Here is a 17,111-nt window from a genome sequence, read left to right on the forward strand (position 1 = left end):
TCGCCTCGTGATCAACGCGCAGAACTGCGTGCACTGCAAGACCTGCGACATCAAGGACCCGACGCAGAACATCGTGTGGGTCACGCCGGAAGGCGGCGGCGGGCCGAATTACCCGAACATGTAACGCCATCGAAAACGCCGCTCATCGAGCGGCGTTTTTCTTGATCGTCGAAACTGGACGGGGCGCTGCCCGACGCAGCGCGCCGTTTCATTTCATGCGCGTCGCTCGCGATTCCATCCCGCGGCGACCGCATTGCGCACGCGCGGCAAGACGCCGCCCGCGCTATCGCGCCGCGATCCGCCGACGGAAATGCTCGGTGCCGGCCACGATCTTGTCGAGCACCGCGTCGAGCGCCCAGAACCGTTCACGGATATCGTAGTCGATCGCACGGCAACGAATCGACCGGAACGTGCCGATCCGCTGGTGATAGAGCTTCGCCAGCGCCGGATAGCCGAGCGCCTCCGACACCGCCGCGACGACCAGGAACGTCGACAGCTCGTCGGCCAGCACCGGATCCGACTCGCCGTGCATGCGCAGCCACCGGTAGAGATCGGGATGGAAGTTGGTGAACACGCCGTTGAATCCGGCCGAGCCGGCCTTCATCGCATCCCATGCGATCGCGGCGTTCGCATTCAGGATCTTCAGCGGCGATCCCGCCGCGAGCGCGACACGCCGCTTCACCGTCTCCAGATCGCAGCTCACGTCCTTGAGCATCACGAAGCGGCCGGTGTCGATGCATGCGCGCAACTCGTCGTCGGACAGCAGCCGGCGATAGGGCACCGGGCACTCGTAGAGCCCGAGCGGCACGTCCGGCGGCAGCTGTGCGAGCAGCGCGCGCAGGTTGCCGAGCAGCGCCGCACTGCCCTTGCGCTCCGGATCGAGCCGGTTGGTCACGAGCACGACACCTTGTGCGCCCGACTCGGCCGCCGCACGCAGTTCCGCGACCTGCGCGTCGAGACTGTCGCTGACATGTCCCGACGCGACCACGGGCACGCGCCCGCCAACCTGCTCGACGACGAAGCGCGCGAGCGCCGCGCGTTCGGCAAGACTCAGGAACTGCATCTCGCTCGATTGGCAGACCGCGAACAGCGCGTCGGTGCCATGGGCGAGATACCACTCGATCAGCTGCTCGAGCCCCGCATAGTCGATTGCGCCGGCGTCGTCGAACGGCGTCAGCATCACGGGCACGATCCCCTCGATCGCCACCGCGGATGGCTGCTGTGCTTGCATCGGTTTCTCCTTCAGAAGTGATAGGCGCTCACGCGGGCAACGGCGGCCCGGACACGGCACCCTCGGATTGCTCGGGAATCGGCTTGCGCACCAGCAGCAGATAAGCCATCGCACCGGCGAACGCGATCGCCGCCGCGGTCAGCAGCGCCGGCACGAACGACCACCGCTGCGCGATGAAGCCGGTCAGGATCGGGGCCAGCGCACCGCCGATGAATCCGCCGAAGTTCTGGATCGCGCCCAGCGACGCGACCCGGCTCGGCGGCGCGGCGGCCGTCGCGAGCGCCCATGAGCAGGCCGACGCCGCGTTCGCGAGAAAAATCACGACCGAGATGCACGCAAGCGCGACCGTATTGCTCTCGGCCAGCGCGGCCGGAATCGTGAACGCGACCATCCCGAGCATCGCGACCACCACCGCGTTGCGCCGGCTCGCGACCGGCGAGCGGCTGCGGCGCGTGATCAGATCCGAGAACCAGCCGGCGACCAGCGAGCCCACGAATCCGCACAGGAACGGCACCGACGCCGCAAACCCGGTGCGGATCAGGCTCATGTGCCGCTCCATCGTCAAGTATCCGGGCAGCCAGGTCAGATAGACCCAGTTCAGGTACACGGAGCCGAAGAAACCGATTAGCATCCCCCAGGTCGTCCCGTGCGAGAACAGGCTGCGCCAGTCGCCGAAGGTCAGCTTCGGCGTGGCGATCGCGCTCTCCGCGCCGGCGTCCAGATAGCCGCGCTCGGCCGCCGACAATTGCGCACGCGCCGGATCGCGGTACAACGCAAACCACGCCACGGCGACGACGAGCCCCAGCGCGCCCGTCGCAATGAACGCCCAGCGCCAGTTGAAGGACACGACGAGGATCGACAGCAGCAACGGCGCAAGTGCGGTGCCGAGCGGCGACGCCGCGTTGAAGATCCCGGTCGGCGTGCCGCGCGCGCGCAGCGGAAACCAGTTGCTCACGACCCGCGCGGCGGACGGGAACTGCGGCGCCTCGCCGATGCCGAGCACGATGCGCGCGACGATGAACCAGCCGAACGTCGACACGATGCCGCCTGCTGCCTGCGCGAGCGACCAGACGATCAGCCCGATGCCGAGCAGCCGGCGCGGCCCGATGCGATCGACAAGGCCGCCGATCGGCAGCTGGCACAGCGCGTAGCTCCACGAGAACGCCGACAGCAGCAGCCCCATCTGCCCGAGCGACAGCCCGAGCTCGCCCCGGATCGCCGCATTCGCGACGGCCAGCGTGCCGCGATCGAGATAGTTGACGATACCGCTCACCATCAGCAGCGCAAGCGCGATGCGCTGCCCGCGCCGGATGCGCGGCGGCACGCTCGGAAGGGATTGAGCTTCGTTCATGACGGTTGTCTCCATATCGTATGTGTCGGCCGGTTTCGGCCGTTCTGGTCGCGTGTCTAGGCGGCCACGCGCGCGCCGGTAACCTCGTCGCGCGTCGGGATCGACGTCTGCGCGCCGTGACGCGTCACGCCGATCGCGGCCGCGCGCTGGCCGAAGTCGATCGCGTCGTCCATCGATGCGCCGCCGGCACGGGCCGCCGCGAACCCGCCGACGAATGTGTCGCCGGCGGCGGTCGTGTCGACCGCGATCACCGCTTGCGCGCGCCGGTGCCCGCTGCCCGCGTCGCCACGCCAGCAGACGCCGCGTGCGCCGAGGGTCACGAGCACGTTGCGCACGCCCTTGGCGCGCAGCGCGTCGGCTGCGCGCACCGCAGATGCGTCGTCGCCGACGGCGATGCCGGTCAGCGACTCCGCCTCGCTTTCGTTGACGACGAGGTAGTCGACCTGCGCCAGCAGCGCGTCGGGCAATGGCTGCGCCGGCGCGGGATTGAGCAGCACCGGCGTGCGCCGGGCGGCCGCGTAGGCGATCGCATGCATTACCGTCGCCAGCGGCACTTCGAGCTGGCAGACCAGCAGCGCGGCCTGCGCGATCACGTCGCCCGCCGCGTCGACGCGCGCGGTGTCGACGCAGGCATTCGCGCCCGGCACGACGACGATGCTGTTCGCGCCGCCCTCGCCGACCGTGATCGCGGCGACACCCGTCGCGACGCCGGCAACGCGGTGCAGGTGCGTCACGTCGATCCGCTCGGCCGCGAGCGCGTCGTGCAGACGCGCGCCGAACGCGTCGTCGCCGACGCAGCCGATCATCGCGACCGACGCACCGAGGCGCGCGGCGGCGACCGCCTGGTTCGCCCCCTTGCCGCCGTGAACGGTCTGGAATGCGCTGCCGAGCAGCGTTTCGCCCGGCAACGGCAGGCGCGGCGCGCGCACCACGAGGTCGATGTTCGCGCTGCCCACGACGGTCACGCGCGGAGGTTTCATGTCGCTCATCTGCAAATGTAACCGCTTACATTAAGATTGGACAAAACGGCCGGTGTATCCGGCAGCGACGAAAAATGACCGAAACAAACTGACTGCACGTCTGACATAATGCGGGCTATCATTCTGATAGCGCTTACATTCGCACAGGCCAAGTCGGCGATGCAAGCACGAGTCACGTAATTCGAGGGTAAACGATGACGCTTTCGACAGCCTGCCGTATCCGCCCTGCCCCGCCCCCTGCGACGGGAGCCGCCCGATGAGCGCCGCCCCGCCCCGCGGCGGCGCGTCGCGCGCCCGCCGCGGCACCGGCCGCTCGGTGCTCGGCGACGTCGCGAAGCTCGCCGGCGTGTCGACCGCGACCGTCTCGCGCGTCTACAACGATCCCGGCAAGGTGTCGGCCGACGTGCAGCAGCGCGTGCGCGACGCGGCGCGCGCGCTGAACTGGATTCCGAACGCCGCCGGCCGCGCGCTCGCGTCGACCCGCACGCACATCACCGGTGCGATCATCCCGACGCTCGACGACCAGGTGTTCGCGTCGCAGGTCGCCGGCATGCAGGCGGTGATGGCCGAGCACGGCATCACACTGTTCCTCGGCTGCTCGAACTACGATCCCGCCCAGGCGCTGACGCAGGTGCGCGCGATGCTCGCGCGCGGCGTGGAAGCCGTATCGCTGGTCGGCGAGGCCTATCCGCCGGAATTGTTCGAGCTGCTCGCGCTGCACCGCGTGCCGTACGTCGTCACCTACGCATATCGCGACGACAGCCCGCACTGCTGTGTCGGGTTCGACAACCGCGCGGCGTTCGCGCGGCTCACCGACCATCTGCTCGCCCTCGGGCATCGCGATTTCGCGATCATCATGCAGCCGTCGGCCGATAACGACCGTGTGCAGGCGCGCCTGCGCGGCATTCACGACACGCTCGCCGCGCACGGGCTCGCGGTCCGCCCCGCGCATCAGCACGAGGGGCCGGCCACGATCGCGTTCGGCCGTGCGAGCCTGCGCGCGATCGCCGACAACTCGGCGCCCCGGCCCTCCGCGGTCATCTGCGGCAACGACGCGCTCGCGCTCGGCGCGCTGCTCGAGGCGCAGGCGCTCGGCATCGACGTACCGTCGCAATTGTCGATCACCGGGTTCGACGATATCGCGCTCGCCCGCGAGATCCGGCCGTCGCTGACGACGATGTGGGTCGATACCGACGCGATCGGCCGCAAGGCCGCGCACGCACTGCTCGACGCGCTCGACAGCGGTGCGACCGGGCCAGGTTGCGCGGTGTTGCCCGAGCTGCGGTCACGGGAATCGGTGGCGCCGCCGGCATCGGCCGACACGCCGCGCGCCTGACCTCGGGGAGCGGACCGGCGGGGATTGTCGCGCCGCCATACGAACCGGCACACCCGCGACGCGTGTTGCGACGAGCGCCCGCCCAATGAAAAACGGGGCGCTGCTCGCTGCAGCGCCCCGCTTCGTTCTGACTCTCCGCTTCCCGCGTCAGGTCGCGCTCGCGGCGATCTTCGGGGTTTGCGTTTCGACGTCGCCGCATTGTGCGCGGTGGCGCAATGCGTGATCGATCAGCACCAGCGCGAGCATCGATTCGGCGATCGGCGTCGCGCGGATGCCGACGCACGGATCATGACGGCCGAAGGTCTCCACCGTCGCGGGTTCGCCGGCCTTCGTGATCGAACGGCGCGGCGTGCGGATGCTCGACGTCGGCTTGATCGCGATCGACACCGTGATGTCCTGCCCGGTCGAGATGCCGCCGAGCACGCCGCCCGCGTGGTTGCCGACGAAGCCATCCGGCGTCAACTCGTCGCCATGCTCGGAACCGCGCTGCGCAATGCTCGCGAAGCCCGCGCCGATCTCGACGCCCTTCACCGCGTTGATGCTCATCATCGCCTTCGCGATGTCCGCGTCGAGGCGGTCGAACACCGGCTCGCCCCAGCCCACCGGCACACCGGACGCCACGACGTCGATCCGCGCGCCAATCGAATCGCCGTCCTTGCGCAGCGCGTCCATGTAGGCCTCGAGCTGCGGCACGATGTCGGCGTTCGGCGCGAAGAACGGGTTCTCGCGCACGTACGACCAGTCGACGAACGGCACGTCGATCTCGCCGAGCCCGGTCATGCAGCCGCGCACCTCGACGCCGTAGCGCTCGCGCAGCCATTTCTTCGCGACCGCGCCCGCGCCGACGATCGGCGCGGTCAGGCGCGCGGACGAACGGCCGCCGCCGCGGTAGTCGCGGATGCCGTATTTCTGCCAGTACGTGTAGTCGGCGTGGCCGGGCCGGAACGTCTCGGCGATGTTGCCGTAGTCCTTGCTGCGCTGGTCGGTATTGCGGATCAGCAGCGCGACCGGCGCGCCGGTCGTGACGCCCTCGAACACGCCCGACAGGATCTCGACCTCGTCGGCCTCTTGGCGCTGCGTGACGTGACGGGACGTACCGGGCTTGCGGCGGTCGAGCTCACCCTGGATGTCGGCCTCGGTCAGCCCCAGGCCAGGCGGGCAGCCGTCGATCACGCAGCCGATCGCAGGGCCGTGCGACTCGCCGAAGGTCGTGACGGTGAAAAGCGTGCCAAGGGTATTGCCGGACATGGTAGGACCGCCCAAAGAAAAATCGGGAAACCGATATTATGCCAGCCGTGCCGGCCGCGCGGGCCGCGCGCGATACGGCCCCCGCCCGATCCGTCGCTATTTGCGCGCGCCGCGCAGTTCGGCCACCGCGGCCTGCAGCGTCTCGGGCGTCGCGACCGAGGCCGGCATCGCGTCGCCGACCGCGAGCGTCAGCCGGCTCATCACGCCCCGCTTGACGGGCCGCGGCCAGCGGGCGTCCGAGTGCCGCGAGAACACGCCGCCCCACAGGCCGCGCAGTGCCATCGGAATCACCGGCGCCGACGTGCGCTGCAGGATCTCGGTCACGCCGTGGTGGAACGTATTGATGTCGCCCGTCTTCGTCAGCTTGCCCTCGGGGAAGATGCACACCAGCTCGCCGTCCTTGAGCGCCGCTTCGCACGCGTCGTACGCGCGCGCGAGCAGTTCGGGATCCTCGTGCCGCGACGCGATCGGGATCGCCTTCGCATGCCGGAACACCCAGCTCGCGAAGCGCGTGCGGAAGATCCGGTGATCCATCACGAAGCGGATCGGGCGCGGGCTCGCGGCCGCCAGCACCAGCGCATCGACGTAGCTGACGTGATTGCAGACGAGCACGGCGGGCCCCTCTTCCGGGATCCGCTCCGCATGCACGAGCCGGATCCGGTAGAACGTGTGCACCAGCACCCACGCGACGAACCGCAGCAGGAATTCGGGCACGAGCAGGTAGATGTACGCGGCAACCGCGACGTTGAGCAGCGCGGTGACGAGGAAGATGCCGGGAATGCCGACGCCGGCCTTGGTCAGCGCCATCGCCATCACCGCCGACACGATCATGAACAGCGCGTTCAGGATGTTGTTCGCGGCGATGATCCGCGCGCGGTGCGTCGGCGCGCTGCGGCTCTGGATCAGCGCGTAGAGCGGCACGCTGTAGAAGCCGCCGAACATCGCGAGCAGGAACAGGTCGGCGAGGATGCGCCAGTGGCGCGCGCCGGCCAGGAATTCGCCGACCGACAGCAGGTGGCCGGGCGCCGGCAGCGCATGGCTCGCGAAATACAGCTCGATCGCGAACACGCTGATGCCGATCGAGCCGAGCGGCACGAGGCCGATCTCGACGCGCCGCTGCGACAGCCGCTCGCACAGCAGCGAGCCGATGCCGATGCCGACCGAGAACGTCGCGAGCAGGATCGTGACGACGTCCGGACTCGCGGACAGCACGTCCTTCGCGAAATTGAAGAACGACGTGAGGAACGTCGCGCCGACGAACCACAGCCACGAGATGCCGAGCAGGCTCAGGAACACGGTGCGGTTCTGGCGCGCGAGCCCGAGGTTGCGCCAGGTTTCGCTGACCGGATTCCAGTTGATCACGAGGTCGGGCTGCGGCGCGGGCGTCGTCGGCACGCGCTGCGCGGCGAGACGCCCCGCACACGCGATCACGACGCAGCTCACCGCGAGCACGAGCTCGCCGCGGCCGGAAATGCCCGCGGCCGCGCCGCCGATCAGCGTGCCGATCAGGATCGCGATGAAGGTGCCCATCTCGACGAGGCCGTTGCCGCCGACCAGTTCGTGCTCGCCGAGGTGCTGCGGCAGGTACGAGTACTTGACCGGCCCGAACAGCGTCGAGTGCATCCCCATCATGAACGTGCACAGGTACAGCAGCGCCGCGGTGTGCGTGACGAAGCCCGCGGCCCCGACCAGCATCAGCACGATCTCGAACGACTTCACGAAGCGCGTGAGCCGCGCCTTGTCGTACTTGTCGGCGATCTGGCCGGACGTCGCCGAGAACAGCACGAACGGCAGGATGAAGATCGCGGAGATCAGGAACGCGGCGGTCTTCGCGTCGACGCCGGAAAACCGCGCGGTGTGATAGGTGACGAGCGACGTGAAGCCGATCTTGAAGACGTTGTCGTTCAGCGCGCCCAGGAACTGGGTCGTGAAGAACGGCGCGAAACGGCGTTCGCGCAGCAGGTCGAATTGGGAAGCGTGTGCGCGTCGCTCATTGCGACGCTCGGACGAGACCGACGTGTGATCGCTCATGCGGAATGCGCGCGCGTCGTCTCGGCGAAGCTGCGCGGGCCCTGGTTATCGGAGGAAAGGCAGCACCGGCGCGCAGGCCGGGCCCGCGCCGCCGCGCTGGTCGAATGTGCCCGCGCCCCACGTGACGGCCCGGGCACGGCGCTCAGCCGGCGACCGGCTTGTGCGCTTCGGTTTCGGGTTCCGGCCAGTCGCGGATATAGGCCTTCAGCATCCGGTTCTCGAAGCTCTGCGCCTCGACGACCGTCTTCGCGACGTCGTAGAACGAGATGACGCCCATCAGCACCTTCTGGTCGAGCACCGGCATGTAGCGCGCGTGGCGCTCGAGCATCATCCGGCGCACTTCGTTGACATCCGTTTCCGGCGTGCACGTGAGCGGCTCGTCCATCACCTTGCGCACCTGCACGTCGCCGATCGCGCCGCCGTTCTCGCGCAGGCGCATGATGATCTCGCGGAACGTGAGAATCCCGACGAGATCGCCGTACTCCATCACGACGAGCGAACCGATATCGTGTTCGGCCATCGTATCGACCGCTTCGCGCAGCGGCTTATCGGGCGTCACCGTGAACAGCGTGTTGCCCTTGACTTTGAGAATATCGCTGACGCGCATCGTAGTCCCCTCATGCATATATGCAAAAACTGGCTTTCGATCCTATCGGAAAGCCTGTCAAAAGGAAAGCGCAGGGCTTGGCGGCCGGCGCCGCCCGGCCTGCCGCCGCTGGAGAACCCGCTCCAGCCGGCCCCGCTTGCGGACGCCTGCCGCTCGCCGCACAATGGCTTCATGGACGGCGGCCCGAGGAGACGGCCATGGCGCATTCGCATACCGAGCATTTCGCCAGCTTCACTGACTTCTACCCGTATTACCTGAACGAACACCAGAACCTGACGTCGCGGCGGCTGCATTTCATCGGCTCGCTCGGCGTGATCGGCTGCGTCGCGATGGCGGTCGCGACCGGCGACTGGCTGTGGCTGCCGGCCGCCGTCGTCTGCGGCTACGCGTTCGCGTGGGTCGGGCACTTCTTCTTCGAGAAGAACCGCCCCGCCACCTTCCGTCACCCGATCTACAGCCTGATGGGCGACTGGGTGATGTTCAGGGATATCTGCACCGGCAAGATCCCGCTGTGACGCCGGCCTGCGCGGCCATGCCGCGCGGCGCGCGCACGGCCCGGGCTCAGGCCGTGCGGTGCGGCCGCGCGTGCGGGTCCGCCGCGCCGGGCGCCGGCGCGGCCACCGCGACCGGTGGCGCATCCGCATGCAGGTGCGTGCCGATCAGCGACGCCAGCGACACGTCGAAGCGCTCGCTCGACAGCACCGCCAGCAACGCGTCGCCGTCGACGTGGGTGCGGCGCCGCTGCAGCTGGTAGGTCAGCTCGGTCAGGTCGATCACCAGCACGTCGAACAGCTGCGCGAGCGTCAGCTGCTCGGGGTTCGCCAGCAGCACGTAGCGCTGCGCGCCGTCGCCGCCATCCAGCCGGGCGACCCACTCGCGCTCCTCCATCAGCACTAGCAGCCGCTGCGCGGTTTCCATGTCGCAACGCAGCATCGCCGCGAGCCGGATCGCCGAATAGCCGGCCTTGCCGGCCTCGCGGGCCTCCGCGAGGCGCGCGAGCAGTTCGAGCCCGTCGAACAGGTCGCTGCCCGGATAGTGGACGCGGTGGAACTGGCCGACGCGAATCGCCGGCAACGCCGACGTCACCATCCCGCCAAGCAGCGCGATGAACCAGCTCAGATACACCCACAGCAGGAACACCGGCAGCGCGGCGAACGCGCCGTACACCGCGGTGTAGGTGGGGATCCGCCGCACGTAGTAGCCGAAGCCGCGCTTCGCAAGCTCGAACGCGATCGCCGCGAACAGGCCGCCGACCACCGCGTCGCGCCACGCCACCGTGCAGTTCGGCAGATAAACGTAAAGGAGCGTGAATGCGAGCACCGTCAGCGGCAGCGACGCGAGCGTCAGCAGCCACTCGGCGAACGACGGCGCCGACTGCGCGCCCGTGATCGCGAGCGACTCCGTGAACAGGTACGACGAGATCGACAGGCTCACGCCGAACAGCAGCGGCCCGAGCGTGATCAGCGCCCAGTACGCGAGCACGCGCTGCGCGAACGGGCGGGGCTTGCGCACCCGCCAGATCAGGTTGAACGCGGATTCGATCGTCATCATCGTCATCACGGACGTGACGACCAGCACGATCAGGCCCGCCGTCGTCAGCCCCTTCGCCTTCGACGCGAACTGGTTCAGGTACTTGAAGATCTGGATGTTGACCTGCGTCGGCATCAGGTGATCGGCGAGGAACCCCTGCAGCGAGAGCTGGAACGACGCGAACATCGGGAATGCGGTGAACAGCGCGAACGCGACCGTCACGAGCGGCACGAGCGCCAGCATCGTCGTGAACGTGAGGCTGGCCGCCACTTGCGGGATACGGTCCTCGGCGCTGCGCTTCGCGGCAAAGCGCGCGAGGCGCTTGATGGTGTCGAGATCGACGCTCAACTTCGGCAAACGGCTTCCTCCTTGCACATGCGGCGCGTCGCGCAGCGCGACGGCTTCAGCCCCTATAATAGCCGCTCACATCAGGGGCGGTTCGCAACTGGAACGTCCATGCGTTGCCACGGGCATGCCCCCAAGCCTATGAACGACATCCTCGTGCTCTATTACAGCCGTCACGGCGCCACGCGTGATCTCGCGCTCGCGATCGCGAACGGCATCGACAGCGTGCCCGGCATGCAGGCGCGCATCCGCACCGTGCCGCCCGTCTCCACCGTCTGCGAAGCGAGCGCGCCCGAGATTCCCGACGACGGCCCGCCGTACGCCGAATTGCGCGATCTCGAGGAATGCGCGGGCCTCGCGCTCGGCTCGCCGACCCGCTTCGGCAACATGGCCGCATCGCTCAAGTATTTCCTCGACGGCACGACGCCGCAATGGCTGTCGGGCGCGCTGAGCGGCAAGCCCGCCTGCGTGTTCACGTCGACCGGGAGCCTGCACGGCGGCCAGGAATCGACGCTGCTGTCGATGATGCTGCCGCTGCTCCATCACGGGATGATGATCGTCGGCATCCCGTACACCGAATCCGCGCTCAGCACGACGGAAACGGGCGGCACGCCGTACGGCGCATCGCACGTGTCGCGGCATGAGCGCACCGCGCCCGCGGGGCTGTCCGCCGACGAAAAGGCGCTCGCCGCCGCGCTCGGCGCGCGGCTCGCCCGCACGGCCGCCGCCCTCGTCGCGGCCCAGGCCCCCGCATGAACCGGCCCGCGCCCGCCGTCGCCGCCCGGCCGCGCCATGCGCTGGCCGCCGCCGCGTGTCTCGCCGCGCTGATCGCGCTGTCGCTCGTCTGGGAGCTGTGGCTCGCGCCGCTGCGCCCCGGCGGCTCCGCGCTGATGCTGAAGGCGGTGCCGCTCGCGCTCGCGCTGCCCGGCGTGTGGCGGCGTAACATCTACACGATGCAGTGGGCAAGCATGCTGATCCTGCTCTATTTCGCCGAAGGCATCGTGCGCGGCATGTCCGACCGCGGGCTGTCCGCGACGCTCGGCTGGTGCGAAACCGCGCTCGCCCTCGCCTTCTTCGCGGCCGCACTCGCCTATGTCGCGCCGTTCAAGCGCGCGGCGAAGAAACAGCGCGCCGCGCCCTGACCCTTACGCGACCGACCGTCATGAATTCTTCCGAAGCTTTCGTTTCCGCGTGCCGCGACGCCATCGGCGCGGACCACGTGCTGACCGACCCGCACGATACCGAGCCGTTCCTGACCGACTGGCGCCGCCGCTACAAGGGCGCCGCGTGCGCGGTGCTGCGGCCCGCGAGCACGGCCGAAGTCGCCGCGCTCGTGAAGCTCGCGAACACGCACGGCATCGCGCTCGTGCCCCAGGGCGGCAACACCGGCCTCGCCGGCGGCGCGACGCCCGACGCGAGCGGCGGCCAGGCCGTGCTGAGCCTCGCGCGCCTGAACCGCGTGCGCGCGCTCGATCCGCACAACAACACGATCACCGTCGAAGCCGGCGTGATCCTCGCCGACGTGCAGGCGCGCGCTCGCGACGCCGGCCGGCTGTTCGCGCTGAGCCTCGCGGCCGAAGGCAGCTGCACCATCGGCGGCAACCTCGCGACGAATGCCGGCGGCACCGCGGTGCTGCGCTACGGCAACGCGCGCGAGCTGTGCCTCGGGCTCGAGGTCGTGACGCCGCAGGGCGAGATCTGGGACGGCCTGCGCGGGCTGCGCAAGGACAACACCGGCTACGACCTGCGCGACCTGTTCATCGGCGCCGAAGGCACGCTCGGCATCATCACCGCCGCCGTGATGAAGCTGCATCCGCGGCCGGCCGCGCAGGTCACGGCGCTCGCCGCGCTCGACTCGCCGCACGCGGCGCTCGACTTCCTCGCGCTCGCGCAGCGCGCGGCCGGGCCGCTCCTGACCGGCTTCGAGCTGATGTCGGATTTCTGCATGCAGCTCGTCGGCAAGCACTATCCGCAGCTGCGCTATCCGTTCGATCGCACGCACCCGCAAACGGTGCTGCTCGAACTGTCGGACAACGAGAGCGAAGCGCATGCGCGCGCGCTGTTCGAGACGCTGATGGAAGAAGCCTTCGAGGCGGGCATCGTGGTCGATGCGGTGGTCGCGGAGAATCTCGCGCAGTCGCGCGCGTTCTGGGACCTGCGCGAACACATCCCGCTCGCGCAGGCCGACGAAGGGCTGAACATCAAGCACGACATCGCGGTGCCGATCTCGTCGATCGCGCGCTTCATCGATGAGACCGACGCGGCGATCCAGCAGGCAGCGCCGGGCGCGCGGATGGTGACGTTCGGCCATCTCGGCGACGGCAACCTCCACTACAACGTGCAGACGCCCGAGGGCGGCGACGCCAAGGCGTTCCTCGCCGAATACCAGGCGCCGGTGAACCGTATCGTCTACGACAACGTGCAGCGCCACCACGGCACGATCAGCGCGGAACACGGGATCGGCCAGCTGAAGATCGACGACGCGCAGCGCTACAAGTCGCCGGTCGAGATCGGGCTGATGCGCACGCTGAAGGCCGCGCTCGACCCGCGCGGCCTGATGAACCCCGGCAAAGTGCTACGCTGAAGACAACCCCACCGGAGTGATGCCCGTGAAAGTCCGCGTGCTGTCCGACCTGCATCTCGAGGGCAACCTGCCCGACGTGATTCCACACGCCGAAGCCGATCTCGTCGTGCTCGCCGGCGACATCCACAATCACGCGGAAGGGCTGCGCTGGGCCGCCGAGACCTTCGACCCGGGGGTACGCCCAGGCGGCGTGCCGGTGATCTACGTGCCGGGCAATCACGAGTACTACGACGGGGAATTCGGCGCGCTCGAGGCGGCGATGCGCGACGCGGCGCACGCGCTCGACAACGTGCATTACCTGAACAACGACGCCTACGTCGATCCGGCCGGGCGCTTCCGCGTGCTCGGCACCACGCTGTGGACCGACTTCGCGCTGTTCGGGGCCGACGACGCCAGCATCGCGCATGCGACCGACGCGGCATCGAAGGTGATGCTCGATTTCAAGGGACTGATCCAGGTGACGTGGCCGCACGACGCGGCGGTTCATGCGGGTGCGGCCGAGTCGCAACGCGGCGCCGAGCGTGATTTCACGCCGGCCGATTCGCTGGCGCTGCACCGCCGCGCGCGCGCGTGGCTCGAAACGCAGCTCGCGGTGCCGTTCGACGGCAAGACGATCGTCGTGACCCATCACGCGCCGCACCGGCGCTCGCTCGCCGAGCGCTTTGCGCAGGACCCGGTATCGGCCGGGTTCGTCAACGATCTGGCGGGGCTGGTGCGCGCGCCGGTCGCCCTTTGGGCGCACGGCCACACGCATACGTCATTCGATTACGTGACGGAGGGCGGCACGCGCGTCGTCTGCAACCCGCGCGGCTACATTCGCCGGCGCACCGGCGAGCGCGAGAACACGGCGTTCGCGTGGGACAAGGTCGTGACGCTCTGAGGGGCGGCTGCCCCGAGCGCCAGATGAGGTAAACCGGCGCGTCAGCGCCCGAGGCGGCGGGCGGCTTCCGACGCCGAGCGCACCCTGACCGGCGCCGGCTGCATCCGCGCCTTCATCGCGCGCAGCAAGTCGCGCGACGCGACGGCGCCGATCACGCCGAACAGGATTCCAAGGCCAATCATCAGGTGCGTATCCATTGCTGCTCCGTATTGCAGATCACTCTGGATCAGACAGTATCAAACTGTCGGCCGGTCGAGGGTAAAGAAATGTTGCGGGAACGACAAATCTCGTTAGATTTCGTGAGCCCGCGACGTCATGTCGCGCGGGTGAACTGCTCCAGCGCGGCTTCGTCGGCGTCGAGCGTCGCCGGCAGTTCGTCGCGCAGGAAATCGACCCAGGTCCGGATTTTCGCGTCGAGATACTGGCGGGACGGATACAGCGCATAGATGTTCATCACGTGCGAGCGGTACTCGGGCATCACGCGCACGAAGTGGCCGTTGCGCAGGCCGGCGATCGCCGAATACAGCGGCAGCACGCCGATTCCCATCCCCTCCCGCACCGCCACCGCGAGCGCCTCGGCGACGTTCACGCGAAACGGCGGGCCCGACAGCGGCACGGTGACGTCGCCGCTCGGCCCGCTCAGCGTCCATTCGTCGTAGTGAAAGCCCGGCGCGACCATGCCGAGGCACACGTGCCGCGCGAGATCCTGCGGCTGCCGCGGCACGCCGTGCCGCTCGAGGTAGCGCGGCGACGCGCAGACGACGCTGTAGCTCTCGCCGAGCCGCTGCGACACGAGCCCCGAATCGGGCAGGTCGCGGCCGACGACGATCGCGACGTCGTAGCCCTCGTCGAGCAGGTCGGGCATCCGCTGCGCGAGCGTCAGGTCGACGAGCACGTCCGGAAAGCGCTCGCGATAGCGCGACACGGCCGGCACCGTGTAGTGCTGACCGAGGCTCGTGAAGCAGTGCACCTTCAGCTTGCCGGACGGGCGCGCGTGTGCGTCGCTCGCCTCCGCTTCCGCCTGGTCGACATACGCGAGGATCTGTTCGCAGCGCTGCAGATAGCGCTCGCCCGCCTCGGTCAGCGCGATGCGGCGCGTGGTCCGGTTCAGGAGCCGGGTGCGCAGGTGCGCCTCCAGGTCCGACACGGCCCGCGACGTGTAGGCGGTCGTCGAATTCATCTGCTGCGCGGCCGCGGTGAAACTGCCCGCGTCGACCACGCGCATGAATACCCGCATGTTCTGTAACGTATCCATGCCATTACCCGTGTAAATCCGGGAGGATTGTTGCACAGCGGCGCACAAATATTATCTCAGCTTTTGTAAAAATGACTTGCACCGTTGTCCATTTATTCAGGAATTGCTGAAAAATATAATCCTCTCCGGCTCATCTATATCCGAAAGGGAGAAAATCGTGCAGTCTCCGGCAATAAAAGGGACGCTCGCACTCGCGGTTCTTGCAGTCTCATTAATAATGGCCGGATGCGCGAGCATGGGCGACAACAAACCCCAATCCATTCAGACCGATCCGGCTTCGCTCGACGCGGGCGCGGCGATCCGCGCGGCCGATCGTGACGCCGGCTGGCCCGCCGCCGACTGGTGGCGCGCATATCGCGATCCGCAACTCGATGCGTGGATCGCGGCCGCGCAGGCCGGCAACCCGTCGCTCGCAGCCGCGCAGGCGCGCGTGCGCGAGGCGCAGGCGATGGCCCGCGTCGCCCGCTCGGCCGAACTGCCGCAGATCAACGGCAACCTGTCGCTGATGCGCCAGCACTGGCCGGACAACGTGTTCTACGGCCCGGGGCCGCTCGCGAATGCGGACACCTGGAACAACACCGGCACGCTCGGCCTGTCGTATCACCTCGACCTGTGGGGCAAGGACAAGAACGCGACCGAGCGCGCGCTCGACATGGCGCACGCGACCGCGGCCGACGCCCGCGCGGCGCGGCTCGAGCTCGAGGTCAACGTGGTGCGCGCGTATATCGGCATGTCGATGAACTACGCGCTGCTCGACCTCGCGCACGAGACGTTCGAGCGCCAGCACGCGCTCGCCGAGCTCGCGCGCAAGCGGCTGCAGGCCGGCCTCGGCACGCAGCTCGAGGTCAGCCAGGCGGAATCGACGCTGCCCGACTACGAGCGCCAGATCGATTCGTATGAGGAAGCGATCCAGCTCGCCCGTCACCAGCTCGCCGCGCTCGCCGGCAAGGGGCCCGGCGCGGGCGACGCGATCACGCGGCCGAAGCTCGCGCTCGACGCGCCGGCCGGCCTGCCGTCCGCGCTGCCGGCCGACCTGCTCGGCCGTCGGCCGGACGTCGTCGCGGCGCGCTGGACGGTCGACGCGCAGGCGCGCGGCATCGACGTCGCGAAGGCCGCGTTCTATCCGAACATCGACCTGCTCGCGACCGTCGGCGGCTTCGGCGTGACCGCGCCGTTCGCCGACTTCCTGCGCGCGATGAACGGCGGCTGGACTGCCGGCCCGGCGCTGTCGCTGCCGATCTTCGAAGGCGGCCGGCTGCGCGCGCAGCTCGGCGCGGCGTCGGCCGGCTACGACCAGGCCGTCGAGCACTACAACCAGACGATCGTCGGCGCGCTCAAGGACATCGCCGACCAGGTCGTGCGGATCCGCTCGCTCGACACGCAGAAGAAGGACGCCGCGCGCTCGGTGGCCGCGAACGACCGCAGCTACCAGCTGTCGCGCGAAGGCTTCCGGCGCGGGCTGACCGACTACGTGAACGTGCTGGTCGCGCAGCAGCAGCTGTTGCGCGCGCAGGAGACGGCCGCCCGGATCGATGCGGAACGCCTCGCCGCGCATGCGCAGCTGATGGCCGCGCTCGGCGGCGGCGTCGAGACGGGCGAGGACGTGCCGGGCACCGAAGCGAAGGCGGCACCCAAGGCCGACGCGAAGACGGCCGGCCGCGCCGCCGCAGCCGCGCGGACCGCCACCGCCACGGCCGCCGGCACGCCGGCGGCGCACTAACACGCGGAGCGCT

General features: G+C 69.1%; 17 protein-coding genes. 8 read left to right on the plus strand and 9 right to left on the minus strand.

The window, feature by feature from the left end; genetic code table 11:
* A partial coding sequence (locus HWY45_RS17120) for a 4Fe-4S dicluster domain-containing protein (RefSeq protein ID WP_155630433.1) occupies nucleotides 1-124 on the plus strand: 124 nt, incomplete at its 5' end.
* 159 nt (nucleotides 125-283) lie between these two features.
* On the opposite strand, the gene HWY45_RS17125 is transcribed toward HWY45_RS17120, so the two are convergent.
* Genes HWY45_RS17125 through rbsK form a run of 3 tightly spaced genes read right to left on the minus strand, consistent with a single transcriptional unit; the run spans nucleotide 284 to nucleotide 3,571 of the window.
* On the minus strand, nucleotides 284-1,231 hold the full coding sequence (locus tag HWY45_RS17125) for a dihydrodipicolinate synthase family protein (RefSeq protein WP_059885653.1): 948 nt from the start codon (nucleotides 1,229-1,231) through the stop codon (nucleotides 284-286).
* 28 nt (nucleotides 1,232-1,259) lie between these two features.
* Complete coding sequence (locus HWY45_RS17130) at nucleotides 1,260-2,597, minus strand: MFS transporter (RefSeq protein ID WP_375782242.1); 1,338 nt, start codon at nucleotides 2,595-2,597, stop codon at nucleotides 1,260-1,262.
* Nucleotides 2,598-2,638: 41 nt separating this feature from the next.
* A complete protein-coding gene (gene rbsK, locus HWY45_RS17135) occupies nucleotides 2,639-3,571 on the minus strand; it encodes a ribokinase (RefSeq protein WP_059885649.1) in 933 nt (310 codons plus the stop codon).
* A gap of 247 nt (nucleotides 3,572-3,818) precedes the next feature.
* Here rbsK and HWY45_RS17140 point away from each other — a divergent pair, with 247 nt between their 5' ends.
* A complete protein-coding gene (locus HWY45_RS17140) occupies nucleotides 3,819-4,898 on the plus strand; it encodes a LacI family DNA-binding transcriptional regulator (protein WP_059567156.1) in 1,080 nt (359 codons plus the stop codon).
* A 147-nt stretch (nucleotides 4,899-5,045) separates the two neighbouring features.
* On the opposite strand, the gene aroC is transcribed toward HWY45_RS17140, so the two are convergent.
* The 3 genes from aroC to HWY45_RS17155 form a co-directional block, all read right to left on the minus strand.
* On the minus strand, nucleotides 5,046-6,146 hold the full coding sequence (gene aroC / locus HWY45_RS17145; RefSeq protein WP_059567154.1) for a chorismate synthase: 1,101 nt from the start codon (nucleotides 6,144-6,146) through the stop codon (nucleotides 5,046-5,048).
* A gap of 96 nt (nucleotides 6,147-6,242) precedes the next feature.
* Entirely contained in the window at nucleotides 6,243-8,177 is a 1,935-nt protein-coding gene (locus HWY45_RS17150) for an MFS transporter (protein ID WP_059885647.1), read from the minus strand.
* Between the two features lie 142 nt (nucleotides 8,178-8,319).
* Nucleotides 8,320-8,784, minus strand: a complete 465-nt coding sequence (locus tag HWY45_RS17155) for a CBS domain-containing protein (RefSeq protein ID WP_059567151.1) — start codon at nucleotides 8,782-8,784, stop codon at nucleotides 8,320-8,322.
* A 197-nt stretch (nucleotides 8,785-8,981) separates the two neighbouring features.
* On the opposite strand from HWY45_RS17155, the gene HWY45_RS17160 reads away from it, so the two are divergent.
* On the plus strand, nucleotides 8,982-9,299 hold the full coding sequence (locus HWY45_RS17160; RefSeq protein WP_059885645.1) for an Mpo1-like protein: 318 nt from the start codon (nucleotides 8,982-8,984) through the stop codon (nucleotides 9,297-9,299).
* A gap of 46 nt (nucleotides 9,300-9,345) precedes the next feature.
* Here HWY45_RS17160 and HWY45_RS17165 read toward each other — a convergent pair whose 3' ends face one another.
* Nucleotides 9,346-10,671, minus strand: coding sequence for a YihY family inner membrane protein (locus tag HWY45_RS17165; protein ID WP_059885644.1), 1,326 nt, complete (start codon nucleotides 10,669-10,671; stop codon nucleotides 9,346-9,348).
* Nucleotides 10,672-10,800: 129 nt separating this feature from the next.
* On the opposite strand from HWY45_RS17165, the gene wrbA reads away from it, so the two are divergent.
* Genes wrbA through HWY45_RS17185 form a run of 4 tightly spaced genes read left to right on the plus strand, consistent with a single transcriptional unit; the run spans nucleotide 10,801 to nucleotide 14,123 of the window.
* Nucleotides 10,801-11,415, plus strand: coding sequence for an NAD(P)H:quinone oxidoreductase (wrbA, locus tag HWY45_RS17170; protein ID WP_059567148.1), 615 nt, complete (start codon nucleotides 10,801-10,803; stop codon nucleotides 11,413-11,415).
* The gene (locus HWY45_RS17175; protein ID WP_059885642.1) at nucleotides 11,412-11,801 is read left to right on the plus strand and encodes a DUF2069 domain-containing protein; all 390 of its coding nucleotides are present in this window, start codon (nucleotides 11,412-11,414) and stop codon (nucleotides 11,799-11,801) included. The genes wrbA and HWY45_RS17175 overlap by 4 nt, the downstream gene beginning before the upstream one ends.
* Nucleotides 11,802-11,821: 20 nt before the next feature.
* On the plus strand, nucleotides 11,822-13,243 hold the full coding sequence (locus HWY45_RS17180; protein ID WP_059885640.1) for an FAD-binding oxidoreductase: 1,422 nt from the start codon (nucleotides 11,822-11,824) through the stop codon (nucleotides 13,241-13,243).
* Nucleotides 13,244-13,268: 25 nt separating this feature from the next.
* Nucleotides 13,269-14,123, plus strand: coding sequence for a metallophosphoesterase (locus tag HWY45_RS17185; protein WP_059885681.1), 855 nt, complete (start codon nucleotides 13,269-13,271; stop codon nucleotides 14,121-14,123).
* Between the two features lie 41 nt (nucleotides 14,124-14,164).
* Here the strand turns inward: HWY45_RS17185 and HWY45_RS17190 are convergent, their stop codons facing one another.
* Together HWY45_RS17190 and HWY45_RS17195 are read right to left on the minus strand one after the other, a co-directional pair.
* Nucleotides 14,165-14,320 carry a hypothetical protein gene (locus HWY45_RS17190; RefSeq protein WP_017332544.1) on the minus strand — a complete coding sequence of 52 codons (156 nt, stop codon included), beginning with the start codon at nucleotides 14,318-14,320 and terminating at the stop codon, nucleotides 14,165-14,167.
* Nucleotides 14,321-14,436: 116 nt separating this feature from the next.
* The gene (locus HWY45_RS17195; protein WP_059567145.1) at nucleotides 14,437-15,378 is read right to left on the minus strand and encodes a LysR family transcriptional regulator; all 942 of its coding nucleotides are present in this window, start codon (nucleotides 15,376-15,378) and stop codon (nucleotides 14,437-14,439) included.
* A gap of 157 nt (nucleotides 15,379-15,535) precedes the next feature.
* On the opposite strand from HWY45_RS17195, the gene HWY45_RS17200 reads away from it, so the two are divergent.
* The gene (locus HWY45_RS17200; protein WP_081069924.1) at nucleotides 15,536-17,098 is read left to right on the plus strand and encodes an efflux transporter outer membrane subunit; all 1,563 of its coding nucleotides are present in this window, start codon (nucleotides 15,536-15,538) and stop codon (nucleotides 17,096-17,098) included.
* The last annotated feature ends 13 nt before the right edge of the window (nucleotides 17,099-17,111 follow it).

The organism is Burkholderia stagnalis (assembly GCF_902830275.1).
GTDB classification, from domain to species: Bacteria; Pseudomonadota; Gammaproteobacteria; order Burkholderiales; family Burkholderiaceae; genus Burkholderia; species Burkholderia stagnalis.

Excerpts from the sequence above, each read along its gene's own strand:
- HWY45_RS17125 (WP_059885653.1), bottom strand. The coding sequence starts at position 1,231 with ATGCAAGCACAGCAGCCATCCGCGGTGGCGATCGAGGGGATCGTGCCC.
- HWY45_RS17130 (WP_375782242.1), bottom strand. The coding sequence starts at position 2,597 with ATGGAGACAACCGTCATGAACGAAGCTCAATCCCTTCCGAGCGTGCCG.
- rbsK (WP_059885649.1), bottom strand. The coding sequence starts at position 3,571 with ATGAGCGACATGAAACCTCCGCGCGTGACCGTCGTGGGCAGCGCGAAC.
- HWY45_RS17140 (WP_059567156.1), top strand. The coding sequence starts at position 3,819 with ATGAGCGCCGCCCCGCCCCGCGGCGGCGCGTCGCGCGCCCGCCGCGGC.
- aroC (WP_059567154.1), bottom strand. The coding sequence starts at position 6,146 with ATGTCCGGCAATACCCTTGGCACGCTTTTCACCGTCACGACCTTCGGC.
- HWY45_RS17150 (WP_059885647.1), bottom strand. The coding sequence starts at position 8,177 with ATGAGCGATCACACGTCGGTCTCGTCCGAGCGTCGCAATGAGCGACGC.
- HWY45_RS17155 (WP_059567151.1), bottom strand. The coding sequence starts at position 8,784 with ATGCGCGTCAGCGATATTCTCAAAGTCAAGGGCAACACGCTGTTCACG.
- HWY45_RS17160 (WP_059885645.1), top strand. The coding sequence starts at position 8,982 with ATGGCGCATTCGCATACCGAGCATTTCGCCAGCTTCACTGACTTCTAC.
- wrbA (WP_059567148.1), top strand. The coding sequence starts at position 10,801 with ATGAACGACATCCTCGTGCTCTATTACAGCCGTCACGGCGCCACGCGT.
- HWY45_RS17175 (WP_059885642.1), top strand. The coding sequence starts at position 11,412 with ATGAACCGGCCCGCGCCCGCCGTCGCCGCCCGGCCGCGCCATGCGCTG.
- HWY45_RS17180 (WP_059885640.1), top strand. The coding sequence starts at position 11,822 with ATGAATTCTTCCGAAGCTTTCGTTTCCGCGTGCCGCGACGCCATCGGC.
- HWY45_RS17190 (WP_017332544.1), bottom strand. The coding sequence starts at position 14,320 with ATGGATACGCACCTGATGATTGGCCTTGGAATCCTGTTCGGCGTGATC.
- HWY45_RS17195 (WP_059567145.1), bottom strand. The coding sequence starts at position 15,378 with ATGGATACGTTACAGAACATGCGGGTATTCATGCGCGTGGTCGACGCG.